General features: G+C 31.6%; 15 protein-coding genes. 3 read left to right on the plus strand and 12 right to left on the minus strand.

The genetic code is table 11. From position 1 onward, the window contains the following. Positions 1-5: 5 nt before the first annotated feature. The 4 genes from phnW to KA900_RS05570 form a co-directional block, all read right to left on the minus strand. Positions 6-1,094: a 2-aminoethylphosphonate--pyruvate transaminase gene (gene phnW, locus KA900_RS05555; RefSeq protein WP_103373083.1), complete on the minus strand. Its 1,089-nt coding sequence runs from the start codon at positions 1,092-1,094 to the stop codon at positions 6-8. 20 nt (positions 1,095-1,114) lie between these two features. Beyond that, positions 1,115-2,116 carry an extracellular solute-binding protein gene (locus tag KA900_RS05560; protein WP_103373084.1) on the minus strand — a complete coding sequence of 334 codons (1,002 nt, stop codon included), beginning with the start codon at positions 2,114-2,116 and terminating at the stop codon, positions 1,115-1,117. Positions 2,117-2,121: 5 nt separating this feature from the next. Beyond that, the gene (locus tag KA900_RS05565; protein ID WP_348634574.1) at positions 2,122-3,621 is read right to left on the minus strand and encodes an ABC transporter permease subunit; all 1,500 of its coding nucleotides are present in this window, start codon (positions 3,619-3,621) and stop codon (positions 2,122-2,124) included. Between the two features lie 108 nt (positions 3,622-3,729). Then, positions 3,730-4,485, minus strand: coding sequence for an ABC transporter ATP-binding protein (locus KA900_RS05570; RefSeq protein WP_210139352.1), 756 nt, complete (start codon positions 4,483-4,485; stop codon positions 3,730-3,732). A gap of 141 nt (positions 4,486-4,626) precedes the next feature. Here KA900_RS05570 and KA900_RS05575 point away from each other — a divergent pair, with 141 nt between their 5' ends. After that, positions 4,627-5,379: a DeoR/GlpR family DNA-binding transcription regulator gene (locus KA900_RS05575; protein WP_242693550.1), complete on the plus strand. Its 753-nt coding sequence runs from the start codon at positions 4,627-4,629 to the stop codon at positions 5,377-5,379. Positions 5,380-5,785: 406 nt separating this feature from the next. On the opposite strand, the gene KA900_RS05580 is transcribed toward KA900_RS05575, so the two are convergent. The 6 genes from KA900_RS05580 to KA900_RS05605 all read right to left on the minus strand — a co-directional run bounded on the left by KA900_RS05580 (position 5,786) and on the right by KA900_RS05605 (position 13,269). Continuing rightward, positions 5,786-7,123 (minus strand): gluconate:H+ symporter, encoded by a 1,338-nt coding sequence (locus tag KA900_RS05580; protein ID WP_115341855.1) that lies wholly within the window; start codon positions 7,121-7,123, stop codon positions 5,786-5,788. A gap of 214 nt (positions 7,124-7,337) precedes the next feature. Beyond that, positions 7,338-8,003, minus strand: a complete 666-nt coding sequence (locus KA900_RS05585; RefSeq protein ID WP_096808273.1) for an ABC transporter ATP-binding protein — start codon at positions 8,001-8,003, stop codon at positions 7,338-7,340. Between the two features lie 10 nt (positions 8,004-8,013). Continuing rightward, positions 8,014-8,937, minus strand: a complete 924-nt coding sequence (locus tag KA900_RS05590) for an ABC transporter permease (RefSeq protein ID WP_096808272.1) — start codon at positions 8,935-8,937, stop codon at positions 8,014-8,016. Further along, positions 8,934-10,100 (minus strand): ABC transporter permease, encoded by a 1,167-nt coding sequence (locus KA900_RS05595; RefSeq protein ID WP_103373090.1) that lies wholly within the window; start codon positions 10,098-10,100, stop codon positions 8,934-8,936. Before KA900_RS05595 ends, KA900_RS05590 begins: the two co-directional genes overlap by 4 nt. Positions 10,101-10,119: 19 nt before the next feature. After that, a complete protein-coding gene (locus KA900_RS05600) occupies positions 10,120-11,616 on the minus strand; it encodes a DUF6583 family protein (RefSeq protein WP_096808270.1) in 1,497 nt (498 codons plus the stop codon). A 231-nt stretch (positions 11,617-11,847) separates the two neighbouring features. Then, the gene (locus tag KA900_RS05605) at positions 11,848-13,269 is read right to left on the minus strand and encodes an MFS transporter (RefSeq protein ID WP_096808269.1); all 1,422 of its coding nucleotides are present in this window, start codon (positions 13,267-13,269) and stop codon (positions 11,848-11,850) included. A 201-nt stretch (positions 13,270-13,470) separates the two neighbouring features. Between KA900_RS05605 and KA900_RS05610 the strand changes: the two genes are divergently transcribed. Continuing rightward, a complete protein-coding gene (locus KA900_RS05610) occupies positions 13,471-14,409 on the plus strand; it encodes a nucleoside hydrolase (protein WP_210139353.1) in 939 nt (312 codons plus the stop codon). A 120-nt stretch (positions 14,410-14,529) separates the two neighbouring features. Here KA900_RS05610 and KA900_RS05615 read toward each other — a convergent pair whose 3' ends face one another. Both KA900_RS05615 and KA900_RS05620 read right to left on the minus strand, forming a co-directional pair. Further along, positions 14,530-15,672: a CapA family protein gene (locus tag KA900_RS05615; RefSeq protein ID WP_210139354.1), complete on the minus strand. Its 1,143-nt coding sequence runs from the start codon at positions 15,670-15,672 to the stop codon at positions 14,530-14,532. A gap of 316 nt (positions 15,673-15,988) precedes the next feature. Continuing rightward, entirely contained in the window at positions 15,989-16,615 is a 627-nt protein-coding gene (locus KA900_RS05620) for a nitroreductase family protein (RefSeq protein ID WP_096808267.1), read from the minus strand. Between the two features lie 393 nt (positions 16,616-17,008). On the opposite strand from KA900_RS05620, the gene KA900_RS05625 reads away from it, so the two are divergent. Beyond that, a complete protein-coding gene (locus KA900_RS05625) occupies positions 17,009-19,165 on the plus strand; it encodes a bifunctional glycosyltransferase/CDP-glycerol:glycerophosphate glycerophosphotransferase (RefSeq protein ID WP_115341853.1) in 2,157 nt (718 codons plus the stop codon). The last annotated feature ends 29 nt before the right edge of the window (positions 19,166-19,194 follow it).

Consider the following 19,194-nt stretch of genomic DNA (forward strand, 5'->3'; position numbering starts at 1 on the left):
AATATTTACTCCTTTAATTTATAATTTTCTATATGCTGAATCATATTTTCAAAATCTTGACGATGTAAATCTCCAATGTTTCCAATCCTAAAGGAAGGCGTTTCCATTAATTTCCCAGGATATAATACAAAATGATGTTTTTTCATATATTCATAAAAGCAATCAAAATCAAAATTTTGATTTGGGTATAAAAAAGTAGTAATGATTGGTGATTGATATTGATTGTCTATATACGGTTCAAACCCCAAACGTTTCATAGATTGAATAACGAATTGATTATTAGAAGCATATCTTTCATTACGAACATGAACGCCGCCTTCATTTTCTAATTCTATAATTGCTTGATAAAATGCTGCCACTACATGTGTTGGAGATGTATAACGCCATTTACCACTGTCTTTCATTACAGACCACTGTTCATATAAATCAAGAGATACACTTCTTGCATTTCCTTTCGTTTGTTCTAAACTTTGTCTTTTAGCAATAACAAATCCAAAGCCAGGCACACCTTGTATGCATTTATTTGCACTACTAACTAAAAAATCTATGTCTAACTCTTCAACCTCAATTGGGATACCGCCAAAACTACTCATAGCATCTATAATTATTTTCTTATCAAACTTTCGTGCCAGCTCACAAATTGCTTCTATAGGGTTCAAAATACCTGTCGTAGTTTCGCAATGCACCACAGCAATATGCGTTAGTGTTGCATCTTTTTCTAAAAGCTGTTTGACTTTTCCAACGGAAGGCGCCTCATTGTATGGTAGGTTTAACTCAGTTACGTTCTTTCCTGTAGCATATGCCATTTCTATCATTCTCTTCCCATACGCACCATTACTTATAATCAGTATATGATCTGTTGGGGACAACGCCGTTTGAATAATACTTTCTACGACAAAACTTCCACTCCCTTGTTGTAAAATAGATGTATAATTTTGAGCGTCTACTTTTGCAATATCTAATAAGCGTTGTTGAATACTTTGTGTTAAATTTTTATAGTCATCATCCCATGTGCAACGGTCTATTAGCATTTCACGTTTCACTGTATCACTCGTTGTCAAAGGTCCTGGCGTTAATAATTTTAATTGTTCCATTTAATCACTCCTATACATTGTTAGTTTTGCGCTTCCTTTTTAGCTTCTTGGAATATTTCTTGATGTTCCCCTAATAAATCTATCGTTAATCTACCATTCCACTTTTTGGGGTAAGTAGGTTGTTGCTGTTTTTCGACTTTCTCCCCTTTATAAAGAGGCACTGGGTATTGTTCTAATAAATCTTTACGCCCGTATTTTTGTATAACACGAATCATTTTCTCAGCTTTCTGTTGCTTTTCACCTCCTTTATTAACAACTGCTGCACCTTCTACTAACGAAAAGTTACCTTCTGTCGGATCAATATAACGAATGGGTTTGCCTTTTTTCTCGGCATCAATAGCTTGTGAACGTAACCCTACACCGATAGCTGCCTCTCCAGATTCAACTTTTTTAAGCGGCCCAGACCCTGAACTTTCTAAATGAGGACCGACATTGTTCAAGAGTTGTGTTAGTATCTTCTGCCCCTCTTTATTGCCATATTCATTTAAGATACTTTGTATCACCAACCATCCTGTGGAAGAGTCAATGACGTTCGGCATTGCTACTTGATTTTTATATTGCGTATTTGTTAATGAATGGATAGATTCCGGTGTTTCTAATCCTTTTTCCTTGATAACCTCTGTATTAACAAATAAAGAACCCATATTACCTAACAGTGGTGTAATATAATCTGGGTAAGTATCTGTTGTCTTTTTATTTGTACCTTCAACATCAGTAAACATGTTATTTTCTCTCTGTGCACTTTCCAAATAATAGGTTGCTTGCGTAATAATATCTGCTTCTATATTTTTTCCTTCCGCCATCATTTTCCCACCTAATTCAGCAGTCGATTGCGGTTGGACGATATATTCTCCTTTAAAACCATTACGGTCTAAAGCTTTTTCCATGACAGTAATAGCCTCTTCGTCTGCATTCGTTGAAATGACTACTTTATCTGTAGATGAACCAAGTCCAAAAAAGGAAAAATATAGGATAATGACAGTGATTAGACCAAGCACAATGATTTTCCACTTACTTTTCATTAGGCTCATCCTTTCTTTTCTAGATAATGTAGCCAACCGCTACTTATACTTCGTATACATACATTGGTAAGGAAAATTAAAATCGACAAAATAAATATATCCGTAAAGCGATTAAAATGTTGTAACTGATTTATTTCAGTCGATACGAGTTGGGTTGAAGTGGAAACTAAAAATATAACACCACTAATCGTAACCATTGCATTGATAAAGTAATAATTCATTATTTCAACGATTGTTATTTTCATATTCGGTAAAATGATTTTAAATATCGTCTCATGCCATTGATCTTGTAAAAGTGTACTCGTTATGTCCCACGAATGATTTAACTTTTCTAACGCACTTTTCGCCATCACATAGGGGGTTGTATAGTAATGAACAATAATACTAAAAACTACAATCAATAACGTGCCTTTAATTGAGCTATTTTGAAAAAACAATAAATAAGAAAGTCCTAATATCATACCTGGCACAGTGTTAGTGATTAGAGAAATCATATTTAACATCTGCCTACCTTTTACTTTTGTTCTCACAGTGATTAATGCACCCGTGAAACTAATGATGCTGCCCAAAAATGCAGTTGCTACCGCTACAAATAGAGATTGTATATAAACATCTAATAAAATTTCATCCTTGATCACATTTATAATATGTTTCAACGTAAACGCTAATTGATATGGATAGTCTTCAGTAAAAGGAACGACAAACATAACTAAGAAAATCAATAAAATAATGGTTGCAATTAAAACGGCAAATAAATTAATCCCCCTATCATGCCATTTTCTTTGAGGTAAACTGGTATGATTTATAGCTTGTTGTTGGACATTCCATCTTTCAATTGCTGTTAGAAATATAAATCCTAGCATTGCAGGTATAAGCATAAGCATTGCAATCACAGCACCTTCAGCAAATTTGGGAATAGATCCTAATATCATTTGATAAAGTGTCGTTGATATCACACTATAATTTGCTCCAATTGAAGCGGGTATGCCAAAATCAGTGAAACTTAAAATAAATGATAAAACAAAAGCATTACCAATTGGTACTAGTAATGGTCTTAATAGCGTATGGTAAAACCTTCTTATCTTGCCATCTTTCATCAGTGATGAAATGTAATAAAAGCGATGATCAACATAATTAAAAGCATTAGAAATGATAAGATAGGCAGCAGGCAACGTATAAATGATATAGCCAATGAACAAACCATTTTTGCCATAAATTGTAAACGGAAGTTCACCCAATATATTTGCTAAAATGCCTTCATTTCCAAATAAATACATTAAAATAAAACCATATGTAATTGTAGGGACAAGCATTGGCATTAACGTCATACGCTTAATATATGACTGTATCCATTTTGGTGAATGTGTCATATGGATGGCGTAAGACATAAAGAATGCAATCATCGTAGTAACGATAGCTGCACTTGAAGATATCTTCAGACTATTAAAAAGTGCATCGACTATTTCGAGATTAGTGAAAATGTTTTTGTAATGATACAGTGTCAATTGGCCTTCTAAAAAAATGAACGTCCTAATAAATAAATGATGGGTAAAAATAAAAATACAATGAAAAAAAGTAAAATTAAACTAAAGGTAATGCGTTGTGACCATAACTTATGCGCCATGGCGATCACCAAATAAACGATATATATGATCTCTTTTAATTTTCAATTGTTTTAATATAAATCTTTCAACAAATTCGCTCTTAGGATGATTAAGAATATCATTTGGTGTACCAAATTGTGCAACTTCCCCGTTCTCAATCACGACTACTTTATCTGCCATTGTTAATGCCTCTTCTGGGTCATGTGTAACAATAATAGTAGTAAGAGAGAGTGTCTTAGAAATCCTTTGGATCATATCTTTAATGGATTCTTTTATCACGCTATCTAGTGCACTTAAAGGCTCATCCATCAATAAGATTTCAGGCTCCATTACAATCGTACGTGCAATGGATACACGTTGCTTTTGACCACCAGACAATTCATGAACTTTCTTATTTAAATGAGGCCTTAGCGCTAATAGTTCAATTAAATCGGTTACCCTTTTATCATGAATACACTTTTTTATATTTTTTAAACCATAGACTATATTTTCATAGGCACTCAAATGAGGAAATAAACAAAAATCTTGAAAGACAATATTGAAGTTTCGTTTTTGCATTGGTTTACGTTGTATCTCTCTATTATTGTATAGAATTTGGCCTTGTGTCACCTCTGTTAACCCTAGAATCACATTTAACAACGTCGTCTTTCCACACCCACTGGGTCCCAATAAACTAACTATTTCTCCTTTTTCAATAGATAGGTTAATATCTTTAAGTACGTTATTATCGTTATAGCTTTTGCTAATATTTCGCAATTGCAGCACAGCTAACACCTCCTATTTGTTATACTAAAAGTATAGAATATGTTTATTGATTCAGTATTAATTAATTGTAAAAAATGAATAACTTTTGAACATATTATTACAAACTATTTACTAATTTTCAATTATATAAGGAGGGGAATCTTGTTGTTACCTACAGAAAGAAGAAAAAAAATCCTTGAAAAGCTTGAAAAAGATGAATTTTTAAAATTAAAATCACTTAAAGATGCATTACAAATTTCTATGGAAACATTAAGAAGAGATATTCAACAATTAGTCAAAGATGACTTAATCACGAAAGAGTATGGCGGCATTCGTCTTAAACAGTCGTCCAATGGTGAATCTATTATTGAACAACGTTTAGACTTAAATATAAATAAAAAAAATACAATTGCTTTAAAAGCAATTGCAGAAATATCGGAGGGAGATTGTATATTCTTAGATAGCGGGTCTACCACTTTACAAATCGCTAAACACCTTTATAAACTGAAAAACTTAACAATTATTACAAACTCAATACCTGTTATGTTACAAGCATTAAATCAAGGTCATACAATTATAAGTATCGGAGGGAAAGTGCGACAGTCTGAACATTCTATCACCAGTTTTGATTTTTTATTTAATTTTGACCAATTAAATATCGATAAATCGTTCATTTGTTGCAGCGGGGTATCCCTAGACAAAGGGGTTACCGATTATAATTTAGAAGAAGTTGAAACGCGTAGAAAAATTTTAGATATTTCCAAACATACTTATTTAACTGCAGATAGTTCAAAAATAGATAAAATCGTTACAGTAAAAATTTGTGACATAGCTACTTTAGATTATTTTATTAGCGATGGTCTTATTGAAACAGCTAAATTAAATCATTTTAAAGATAAAGTTACGGTACTTTAAACTTACTCCAATGTGGTGCACTTAGTTCCAAATAGTTAATTCTATCTTCATAAGACACAGTATGGCCTATCTTTATAAAATAAAAGAAAGGAGCGGAACAAAAATCATATTTTTATAAAATGATTTCTGCCCGCCCCGGCAATGATGACTAGAAAAAAGCATGGAAAAGATAAAACGTTTGCGTGAGCGCCATCAACCTAATCAATTAAAAAATGCCACTTTAAAAGCTTGATATAAGCGTATTATCATTTCAGTCATCTACTGCCAATATTTAAGGATGAAACATTATCTATGTCTCATCCTCTTACACATGTATGCCTACGAAAAGCATGCAAACCTATTTGCATTAGCATCGTTTATCATAGGAGGAACTAGTACATTGTCCCTCTACTTTTCAACATCATTTTTATATAAATAAATCCATAATCAACACAACGATTAAACCTACAACAGACGTTGTTAACAATAAAAGCCCCCATGTTTTAAAGGTATCTTTGATCGATATATTAAAGTATTCTTTAAACAACCAGAATGAAGCATCATTTACATGCGTGATAGTATTACTACCGGCAGCAGTTGCTAAAACCATTAGTACTGGGTTTACATTAAAGGTAGGAATCAGAGGGCCAACAATGCCTGCTGCAGTTATTGCTGAAACAACACCTTGCCCTGTCGCAATACGTATTAACGCTGTAATTAACCAAGCCATAATAAGTGGTGATATAGCCGTATTTTGCATAATACCTGCAATATAGTCACCGACATTTGCTTTTAAAATGATTTCTTTGAAAGCACCACCCGCACCTACAATAAATATGATTGTTGCTACACCTTTTAATCCATTTTCAAATGACTTCATCATTTCATCCATCTTTTTGCCTTTTCTTAACCCAAAGACAATGACAGATGCAATAATGGCTATAATAAGGCTAATTTCTGCGCTCCCAATAAATGATACAATTTCGTGTAACAAAGTATCTTCAGTTACAAACATGTTCAATATTGTTGAAATTGAAATTAAAATAGCAGGAATTAATGGTATTAACAAACTCAAACCGAAGTTAGGCATTTCTTCTTCACTAAATTCCTTACTTTTTTTCAACAAAGGCGGTACGGGGTAGTCCAATTTTTTCATGATTTTTGGTAAGAGTATACCTGCAATCATTACACCTGGTATAAAAACAATCATCCCTAAAATATAGACCATACCCATATCAGCTTGGTACGCATCTACAAGTGCAGTCGGCCCTGCTTGTGGTGGAAACAGGCTATGAGATAAAGTAGTAGCGGCTACCATAGTAATCGCTAATTTCATAAATGGCATTTTGGCTTCTACGGCAATACTTATAACTAAAGGTGCCAAAATCATAAATGCTACTTCATAAAACACAGAAATACCAAAAACAGCACCTATAATAATAAGTGCCCAATGTACATGCTTAGAACCAAATTTATCTATCAATGTAGAAGCTATGCGTTGGGCCGCGCCTGAATCGACCATTAGTTTGCCTAAAATCGCGCCAAAACCAATAATAAGCGCAAGGCTGCCGAGTGTTGACCCTAGCCCTTCTTTTATTGTGTCTAATATAGCCATGGGTTTCATACCATTGATTAAACCCACAGCAATTGCTGCAAAAATCAAAGAGAAAATACTATTGATTTTTAATTTTATATTTAAAAATAATAATAAAGCTACACCTAACACAAGCGATATTAACGGTAAATTTTCACTCAAAAATGACAACTTAAATCCTCCAAACATACTTTTTCAAAAATGAAAACGAATTCATAGGTGTATATTATATCTTTTTTTCTTCAAAATAACAACGTTGTTATTTTATGGTAAGTAAAAAGTATATCGTTATTGACGTATTGACCTCTTTCAAAGTTAAAATCTCACTTTTAGAAAGGATATCCATCTGCGATAACCAATATACTTTTCACTTAAATATGGATATTTATTGTTCATAGCTTTCATATCGCCATTGTTTATCTTGTAATACGTCTTTGTAGAAAGGATCAGAACCTATAACTTTAATACAATCTGCCAATGCTTCTACCTCGTCTAAATGATGCGTGGTCAATATAATCAAGCATTCATGCTTCATTTGGTTTAACAAGCGATGAATATCATACCTAGATTTTAAATCTATACCTACAGTAGGTTCATCTAAGATGAGTATTTGAGGTTGGCTTAACAAACCAATCAGTACATTTACTTTACGTTGAGTGCCCCCAGATAAATTTGAAACTGTAACATGTAAATCTTTTAAATTTAATTGTTTTATATATTTCATAATTAAATCGTCAGATATCGATCGTTTACATAATGCTTTGAAACAGTTAATATTTTCATTGACTGTCATATGTTCAAATAATGCAATAGCTTGAGGTACATATCCTATATTCTCTTGCAATTGTTTTTTAGATAACTTTTGACCAAAGTAGGTAATTTCACCTTGGTCGGATTGTTCTAGCCCTGAAATAATGTTCAATAGCGTTGATTTACCAGCGCCATTTTCACCTAATAAGACAGTTAACTGTTTATCTTCAAATGTCATATTAAGAGACTGGAAAATGGTTTTATTCCGATATTTCTTCTGCACACCTTTTAATGTTATCATCCCATCCCTCCTAAATCTGTATGACGATATAAATGAAACTTATGACAAGTCCATATATCAACGTCAAAAATAATCTATGACTCAATGTGTTTACTTTGAATAATAAGTAAGTAACCCCCGCTTCAAATAGCAAAATAATTAAAAATGATTTCGAATAAAATCCCCATGATAACGATTGGTTAAACAATATAGCGCTTATGACTAGTACCGCTAATAATAAAACTGTATGTGTAATAATATATGTAGCATACAATTTCAATTGACTGTATTGGTATATAAACAATCGGATGAGCGGACCATTTTGTTTTAACCTCTGATGTAACACAATTTGTATACTACTAACACACAACACGATCGCAAAAATAATACTTAATGAAATAGAAGTTTCTGAATGGTCTTTTACAAAGTAATGTGCGATTTGAGATTGAGGTGTCTTTTTATTCAATGTATTATTTACTTTATTTAAAGTAACGTCATCACCTTTATACTCTAGATGACTTTTGATGATATTCGGAATTTGTTGTTCGTATAGTGACCTACTTATGATTTCTAATGTAATGTTACCAATAAAATCATCTCTTCCATATAATACAATAGTTTCTTTTAGATTATTTTCTTGTAGCCGCTGGCTAAAATTTTCAGGAATTTTCAAACTGACGGTTGCTTCTTTTCTATCTATATATTCATCTAAGTATGTTTCATCAGTTGGCACTTTAATTGTTGTAATAAATTCATTGCGTGTAATATTTTGGACTAATGCTTTAGAAACCGATGATTGATCCATATCTTGTATTGCCACTGGAATTTGAAGCGATTTATTCAATACTTTGTATACACTCCAAATCGATAATAAAGTGAACAATAAGACGCATAAAAACATTAAATGCTGTTTCCATTGTTTTTTTACAACTATGAAAAAATAGGGTTGAATCATAAACGATACCTCCCAACAACTATCCATATTAAGATGAGGATAGATAAAAGTATACTGCCATAAAAGGTGATTGACATATCCAAAATATAATTATTCAACACAATTTCTAGCATTTGGTTCGTCACAAAACTCAATGGCGAGGAATCAAATATTCCCAATATTGAATGTTTAAAATAAATCGTTGGTATCGTAAGACCAGATAGTACAAGGATTAATATGCTCAATATACTTTTTAATACATAGTTCATCCATTTAAAAGCAATCAAATCAATAATAGTTAACCAAATGATAATCATTAATACATAATAGATCAGCTGAATTATAATGGTTAACCAATTATAACTCTCAAATTGATTAGGTAATACTTTAAGCACCCATAAAACGCCGACAACTGCCCATAAGCTTGTATAAAATAGCGTAAATAAGCTTCGTATTAACGTTAATTTTTCAAAAGAAAAATGATACATGCACAATCTTGATCTCAATGCAGTCGTTTGATTCATTTTTAAAATTGTGAACAGCGACAAAGCTAAAATATAAATGGAAGCTAAGTAAGTAGTTACTACGTAATAACTTGCACTATCATATACATGGATTGGCTCATAATCAAAGGCACCAGTACGATTTAATCCTGTAAATAACAAGTCTGTCAACATCATTAATGTAGCTTCTTTATCTTTATGTGTTGCCAATGTTGTATATGTTAACCCTCCGCCCATCGATAACATTAACCTGTGATATACTGAGTCCGTTAACTGATTGATAACCAGGCTTTGGGTTGACTGTTTATCATATGTATATACTGAAATAGGTAAACTTCCATTTTTATAAAAAGCATGCGTCATGCCCTTTTCAAAAATATAATAACCTTCTAAATTTTTAGCTTCTAATTTTTTTTGGGCTTCCTTTTTATTATATTTTTTAATACTAATATCTTTTCCAAAGTTAGCGCCATCACCCAGTGACTGAAGGATAAGTTGTGTTTCAGGAGATTGATCTCTATCGACAACGCCAATTCTAAATTTTTCGTCACCTTGATTAAATTGCTGAACCACTAACAAAGTGGCAAGCAACCCTATAAGAATAAGCAATATATATAGTAGTAAATGCCATTTTTTCAATAAAAAAGAGTGGTAAATGCGAAACAATTGTAATGTTTTCATTTAACCACTCCCTTCTCAATTATTTTTCAAAGTCTTTAGCTAAATCTTTAACGATATCCTCTGCGTTTTTCGAAATTTCTTTCTGTAACTTTTCAAAATCATTATCAGACATACTATTTAAATCTTCAGCATCTGATTGGTCAAATTTAATATCATCTTTAAGCTTTGTTTCACCTTTAATATTAAATGTTACTGGTTCATATTCGATATCTGTAGTAAGTTTAAAATCTTGTTTTTGTGTATTATTCTTCACATCAGTTTCTAACTGATTGTTATATTCAAATTCAGTCGTTTGGTAATTCGCATCAACAACAACCTTGCCTTTATCTGTGCGTTTATCTCCATCTTGAGTTTCGTTATTTGTTAATTTAATTTCTGATTTCTTATAACTTTCGTCAGTGCCCACAGTATAACTATCTTTATATTTATCCTCGTCTTTTGTAGATTTACCTTTTAATGACAATTCAGTATCATCTGCAATAACCTTATAATCTACAACTAACTTATCATCATCAATTTGACTCTCACCTTCTAATTTCACTTCTTGGTTATTATTATCTTTAGCTGTGAGTTCACGTTTAAGAATTTGATTGTCTTCTTCCCAAATTACTGATTTAATACTCGGGAAATCATCTTTATCCGTATCTTTTACTTCTTGTAACGCATCATCCACACTATCTTCATAATCTTCAACTTTGAATTGATCTTCTGCAATTTTTTTAATGTCTTTATCTTTCTTAGCTTTTTCTAAAACTGATTTCAGAATGGATTTTGTCTCACTACGATTGATGTTTAATGTCACTTTATTAACATCTGTATCGTCACCATTTACATCAATTGTCTTTTTTTCTTTTTCAAAATGATCATCATCTAATTTATCTATAATAATATCTGTATATTTACTACTCAGTTCATCAATATCTTCTTGCGAAATTTGTGTGCCTGATAATAATGAATTCAAATTTAATGTATCATTTGTGATGACGCTATCACGATTTGTAGCACTTGATGTATCACCTGTTATTTTTTCATAAACATCAATGAGCTCATCATTTTTTGCTTTATACACATTATCAAATAACGGCGATGCATAATATTGGTTATCTTTATCTGCAGCCCATTGAAACTTCCCAATTTCATTGTCTGCAATCGTTGGATTTAACGCTAAAACTGATTTTTCTTTTTTAGGATCATGTCCCACTGTTAATCCTAATTCAGAAGCATCTGCAACGGATCGAGGAATACCTGATGACTCCAATAAACGTTTTGGCACATCTGCATTTGCTTTTAAATCAATTAAATATGACTCATCTTTCATTTTATCTTGAAATTCGAACTCATTTTCAAAACGATCCTTTGCGTATGTTTGAAATTGATTCGCTGTTTCTTTTTCACTTAATAAATATGTGTTCTTAGGTGTGTTTTTGGCAAAATAGTAAAAAGCAGCGCCCCCTATACCTGCAATTAATAATACCCCAATAACGACTACAATAATTATCTTTACTGACTTAGACATACCCTTCAGCCTCCCCTTAAGTTTTATTGTTTTTATAATACCACAAATGACTTAATAATAAATTATTTATTTGATTTTTCTTTTATTTTTTAAACTAACTTAAATTTTAATTTATAGTCATATTCACTTACTTCAATATACTATTACATTAAATAAATTGTGCGCCTTACATAAAAATATGAGGCTGGACATAACAATGTCTCAGCCTCATTCATTTATATGATATATTTTCTAATCGTTGTATGTTGGTCCTTGATATTCATGCTTAACTTCTTGCTCCCACCATAATGCGTCCTTTGGATTTTGAATGACGTCTTCAAAATCTTCTTGTGTTTCAACGTTTGGATATGATCCTCTTAGAGATTTATTTGATGTGGATTTAAACATAGTTAAGAAAATAATAAGTCCAACTACATTAATGAACATTAAATAATACGATGGTGCAATTTGTTGTCCGGTCGTTTCTACCAATGTAGAAAGTATAAATGGCGTTAAACCGCCAAAAATAGCAGCGCCGATATTATAAACAAGAGACAACGTACGTAATCTCACTTTAGTATGGAACATACTCGGTAATACTGAAGGCATAACGCCTTCAAATGTTGACATAAATAGTGCAATGATAAATAACCCAATCACCACGAACGGCAACATCGGTATACTCATTAACCAAAACGCGAGTACGGAGAATAAACTAAATCCAACTAAACCAAATATAATGGTACGCTTATTACCAATTTTATCACTGTACCAACCGAAGAAAAAAACAGCTGGTATCATAAGTAACATCGTAATCGTACTGAGTATAGAGCCCATCGTTCCACCTAAATTAATCGTTGCATTTAAGAAAGATGGCATATAAGATAACACCATATAATTAGCTACATTTAAGAAAGCCACACCTGTAAAGCAAACCACTACATCTTTCCAATAATATTTAAATATATCTAAATATGAATATTCTAATTCTTCTTGTTCTTCTAACGTAGACTCATATGCAGGACTTTCATCAAGTGATGAACGAAGGATAATACCCACAATACCTAATGGCGCTGCAATGATAAATGGAATTCTCCAACCCCATTCAGCCATTTGTTGATCGTTCAACAAGCTATACATCGTACCTGCTAATATGGCGGCTAAAATATTTCCAGCAAGTGTACCTACCTCAAGTCCACTGCCTAATTTGCCACGTGTTTTATCTGGCGAAGTCTCAGCAATATACGTCATTGCGCCTGCGTATTCCCCACCTGTTGAAAATGATTGAATCATTCGTACAACTAACAATAATATAGGCGCCCAAATACCAATTTGTTCTTGGGTCGGTAATAAACCAAGCATCAATGTTGAAGCTGCCATTAATAAAATAGTTGTCGATAAAACAATTTTCCGACCATATTTATCTCCTAAGTGACTAAAAAATATGCCACCGATAGGTCTTACAATAAATGCAAACGCAAATACAGCAAATGTTGAAACAATCTGCATTTCTTGTGGTAGATTACCAAAGAAATTTGCACTTATAATCACTGCTAATTGCGCGTATAGACCAAAATCAAACCATTCGATTGCATTACCAATCCCCGTAGCTACAACCCCTTTTTTAGCTTGACCTGAATCTATATGATTCACTTTTTCTTTTTTAAACTTCACAAAAATAACACCCCTTATTTACTTTCATAAATATAAAATAACCTATACATTAATTTATAAACACTTGAATGATGTATATTTAAAATTTCATTTTATATATTTAATCAATTTAATAATCTATGCGTTGATAAACAAAGATATGTATTTGATACTTATTTGGTATAATCATTTTAAATAATCAAAATTGGAGGACTAAATATTATGAAGAAGGTTTATTTCAATCATGATGGTGGCGTAGATGATTTAATTTCGCTTTTCTTATTAATACATATGGAGGATATCGATTTAATTGGTGTCAGCGCAATTGGTGCCGATAGTTATATCGAACCAGCTACAAGCGCTTCTCAAAAAATAGTGAATCGTTTTTCAAAAACGCCTATTCACATAGCAGCTTCGAAAGAACGTGGTAAGAACCCATTCCCTAAAGACTGGCGTATGCATGCCCTTTTTATGGATGCCCTACCTATTTTAAATGAACAAGTACCTCAACAATCTCAACTATTAGCGGATTCAGCTTACGAAGATATTATAGAAAAAGTGAACATGAGCAAAGAAAAAGTAACATTATTATTTACTGGCCCACTTACTGATTTAGCTAAAGCCATTACTGTGGATCCAAAAATTGTCCATAACATTGAACGTCTTGTTTGGATGGGTGGCACATTCTTAGAAAAAGGAAATGTTGAAGAACCAGAACATGATGGTACAGCTGAATGGAACGCGTTCTGGGATCCTGAAGCAGTTAAAACTGTTTTTGATACAGAAATGAAAATTGATATGGTCGCTTTAGAAAGCACGAATCAGGTCCCAATGACGTGGGATATCAGACAAATGTGGGCAAACGAACGTCATTATACAGGCGTAGATTTTTTAGGTGTAAGTTATGCAGCTGTTCCACCTCTCACACATTTCCAAACAAATTCTACTTATTTTTTATGGGATGTTTTGACTACCGCTTATGTAGGTAAACCAAACCTTGTAAAGCAATATGATGTTAAAGCCTCTGTTTATACGGAAGGTCCTAGTCAAGGTCGTACCTATATCGATGAACAAAACGGGCGGTTACTTTCTGTCGTGAACCATGTTGAACATAACGATTTCTTTAATTACATCACAAAGTTAGCTAAAAAAGTAAAATAAACAAGAAGAAACACAGTCAAAGATTGTAAACTGACTGTGTTTCTTCTTGTTTATTTTAAAATTATTTCTAATGTAACCATTTATACATTTGGCTTTAACATGACTTACTTTAGTAATTGTTTAGTAGCTCTGCTCAGTTAGAAATGCATCGTTAATGTTGTCTTGTGTAATTGTTTTTAAACGCTTTGTTGTTACCTCTCCCTTATCATTTTGATTTAAACCGTGTTTGCGTGCTAATGCATCATTATATTGATTTAATGAGTACATTTTAAAATTATGCCTGTCATCTTTATAGAATGACTGCTGCATTTCATAATGAGTCACAAGCGACTTCCATTTTACATTATTGATTTCTATGCCTTTAGGTGTTTTTTTAATATTAAACGCTATATTACCACCGAGTATATTATTTTCATCACCTGTTGATTGTCCATTCAAAAAATTTCCCAGAGAATAAGCAACTAAGGTTTTATGATTATTTTTACCCTTTATCCATTTTACAGGTTGAATTACATGCGGATGTGTTCCAATCACTACATCCACACCAGCATCAGCAAATATTTTGGCATATTTTTGTTGCATTTGGTTAGGTTGGTGTTTACCTTCGTTACCCCAATGTGCCGAAACAATCACTACATCACTTTGTTTTTTAGCTTTAACCACATCTTGCTTAATTTGTTTTTCATCAAAATAATTAATATAATACGGTTGTTTAGGTTGGATATCATTCGTGCCATATGTATAACTTAATAAAGCAACATCTACATTATTTTTATGTATCGTTTGAATTGTATTACGATTATTTTGTGAATCATACGTACCAAAATACGCTATGTCCTCAAATTTTTCCCAAAGGTTAATCTCATTTATAAGACCACTTGAACCTTGGTCTAATGTATGGTTATTAGACCCATTTACTAAATCAAAACCAGTGTTTGATATATCTCTTGCTATCGCCTCCGGTGTATTGAAACGCTTAAAACCAGATAATCCTTTACTGTCTCCGCCAATCGGAGATTCTTGATTAATAAAAGCAATATCCGCAGATTCAACATCGCTTTTAATGGGGCAGTACATCGGTTTAAAATCAAAGCTTCCATCAGCTTTTAATGCATCATTGTAAACTTCTGGATGAATTAAATTATCCCCTACTGCATAAAAAGAAATATTGTGATTTAAATGCTTTATATTAAGCACACAAAATATACTACCAACTATAAAAAGTAAAAATAATAAAGTAAGTAAAAACTTGTATTTCAGCACTTATAAAACAATCCTTTCTATTTAACATAATCTTAATTTTATATTTTTCACTATCAATTTAACCTATAAATACATATATAAACTTTTTATAACTTAATCAACTATAAAAACACCTCCGTATAAACTCATTTTAATATGAATACACGAAGGTGTTTTTGTATTTTTAGCCAAAAGGGAGCCCAATTTCGAAAATAGGAGATTTTTTATTTTACTCATAAATGTTTATATATCGCATGAAATCTAACTACCATTAACAAACAATGACCACTATTTATCTTAATTTACATTCATATTTATCAATTTAAATACATCCATTTTAAACGTATTTTGTAACCGTATCTGCCGATAATCTATAAGAATCATGCCCAGGATTTTTTGCTTTCCCAATCGCAACAATCATTACTGGTTCAAAACGCGTAGCGTCTAAACCAAAAGTCTCAGCAATTTGATCTTTTTCAAATCCGCCTATTGGATTCGTATCATAACCATGTGATCTTGCAACAAGCATCAATTGCATAGCTGCCAAACTACTATCTATTTTAATAATATCGTTCATTTCTGTACGGTTTAAACTTTGATATAACGGTAATATTTTCCCTAGCATTTCAATTTTTACATTTTCTGGCATATAGCCATTTAAAACTGCATTACTGTATATTTCTTCACCATACTCATAGTTTTTCATATCTCCTAATATAATAACCATAGCAGATGATGTGTCATTTTGACGTGTGTTAAATCGAACAAGTGGTCTTAATTTATCTTTGCCTTCTTCACTTTCGACAACTAAAAATCTCCAAGGTTGCATATTTACAGATGAAGGGGCTTTGGTTGCCTTTTGTATCATCTCTTCCATTTCTGTTTGAGGAATTTTTACATTTTCGTCAAATACTTTTACTGACTTTCTATTTAATACAATATCTTCAAAATCATTACTTTTCATTTTTATATCTCTCCTTAACTTTTTTCACAAAATCAAATTATACTCAATTTAATTAAATATACAAATCATTTGTTTAAGGTTTTATTTTTTATTTACTCAAAAATTTTTCTGATTAACGAACTCTATAAAGTCATCATTTTACATAAATGTTATAATTGAATTTGTTATAAAAACTAATTATCTATATATAATATATACATCACAAAATACGATCATAAAAAATCAATGGTTGATATTTTGAATATATCTTTATATTGTAGTAAAATAGGTAAATCCGCTTTGATTCTCAAATAGAATAATAATTAAATTATAAAATATCCTATTATTTAAGAATATGAACATTATATTTTACTTTAAATAATAAATAGAGATAATTGAAAAAGAGGTAAAGTAATGAAATCTATATCGGTCATTGTAACTTATTATAACTCAGAAGATTATATTGAAAATTGCTTGAATAGTCTAAAAAATCAAAGATTCCAAGATTTTGAATTAATATTAGTTAATGATGGCTCAACTGATAATTCAAAAAAAATTGCAAACGATACTATTAAAAATTGGGATCTTCCCATTAAAGTAATTGATTTAAAACAAAACTATGGTCACGCACATGCGAGAAATATTGCGCTACAAGAAGTAACGTCACCGTATTTTATATTTGTAGATTCGGATGATTATCTTGCGTCTTATGCGCTTGCATTTTATATGAAAAAATTAAACCAATATGATGCTTTAATCGCGCCTATCCATTCTTTCACTTTAGATGTTCCACAATACGTAGATCAAAACTTAGTGAAAGTAGAATATTTAAATACAAAATCAAAATCAAATCAATTTTTACGTAAGCATTCAGCATGTAATATTGTTTTCAAGACAGCAATCATGCGCGGCCACGACATTAAATTCAACGAAGATTTAAATATATTTATTGACTGGTCATTCATCTTAGAATTTATTAAATATGCTAATGGATTTGTAAGAGTCAGTAGGTTTCCTTTCTATATCAAAGGCGAAATTTACGACCCATTTGAAAAACCAACGTTATCTACACAAAGCTTTAACATTATTTTCAACGACTATGTATATAGTTTTTCTGATTCGGTGAAACGTGCACCATTAAAAGAAAATAAAAAATTCATCAAAAATAAAATGAAAAATTTATATAAGGATTCATTTGAACCTTCACTAAAGAAAACACCAGAAAGATATGAAGCTAATAGTGAGTTATTACCAAAAGTAACTAAACAATTAATGACTACTATTTTCAAAAGTGAAAAACCATTATTTATTTTAGAATCCTTAATGTTGATGTTTAACAAGAAAAAACCAGCATTTAAAATTAATAAGTTAAGAAAGAATGCACGCTTAGCTAAAAATGTTATTTTACGTCGTAAAAATAAAAATCGTTCATTGTATCTACTTACTGACAATGAAAATAAAGTCAAACCCAATACAATCGTGTTCGAAGCTTTCGGTGGTAAGAACTATAGTGATAGTCCAAAATATATCTATGAATATATGATGAAATACCACCCAAACTATGAATTTATTTGGGTGTTTAGCAAACCTAACCAAGTTTATTTACCTGGTCCTGCTACAAAAGTCAAAAAAGGCTCCAAAGCATATTACGAAGCTTATGCTAACGCTAAATACTGGGTGACGAACGCAAGATTACCATTATACTTAAATAAAAAAGCTAATCAAGTTTACATCCAAACTTGGCACGGAACACCGCTAAAACGTTTAGCTAACGATATGAAAGTTATCCGTATGCCTGGAACCACTACAGAGAATTACAAACGAAACTTCAAAGAAGAAACAAGTCGCTGGGATTACCTTATTTCGCCAAACGCGTACTCATCTAAAATATTTGAAACAGCTTTCTGGATGCCTCCAGAAAAAATACTTGAAATTGGATACCCTAGAAATGATGTATTAGTCAATCGCGCTAATGATCAAGATTATATTCAAGAAATCAAAGAAAATTTAAATCTACCTAAAGATAAAAAAGTCATTATGTATGCACCTACCTGGCGTGATGATGAATTTGTTAAAAAAGGTAAATATCTATTTGATTTAAAAATTGATTTAAGTAATTTGCAACAAAAAATTGGTGATGACTATGTCATTTTATTAAGAATGCACTATTTAATTGCTAATGCTTTAGACTTAAGAGGATTTGAAGATTTTGCAATTGATGTATCAGATTATAGCGATATCTCAGAATTATATTTAATCTCTGATTGTCTAATAACAGATTATTCTTCTGTTATGTTTGATTATGGCGTTCTCAAAAGACCTCAAATTTTCTTTGCTTATGACTTAGATAAATATGCTAAAGATTTAAGAGGATTCTACCTAGACTATCATAAAGATTTACCTGGCCCTATTTACCAAGACGCCTATCAATTAGCAGAAGATTTACAACGCTTAGATCAAATTGAAACAGATTATAAAGCAAAAATAAATCAATTCCATGATAATTTCTGTTCAATTGAAAACGGTAAAGCATCGAAAGCCATAGCTGATTTAATAACACATGACAAGTAAATCACAAAACATATAATAACGCCGGTCGC

Source organism: Staphylococcus sp. GDY8P120P (assembly GCF_017892065.1).
GTDB lineage: Bacteria > Bacillota > Bacilli > Staphylococcales > Staphylococcaceae > Staphylococcus > Staphylococcus nepalensis.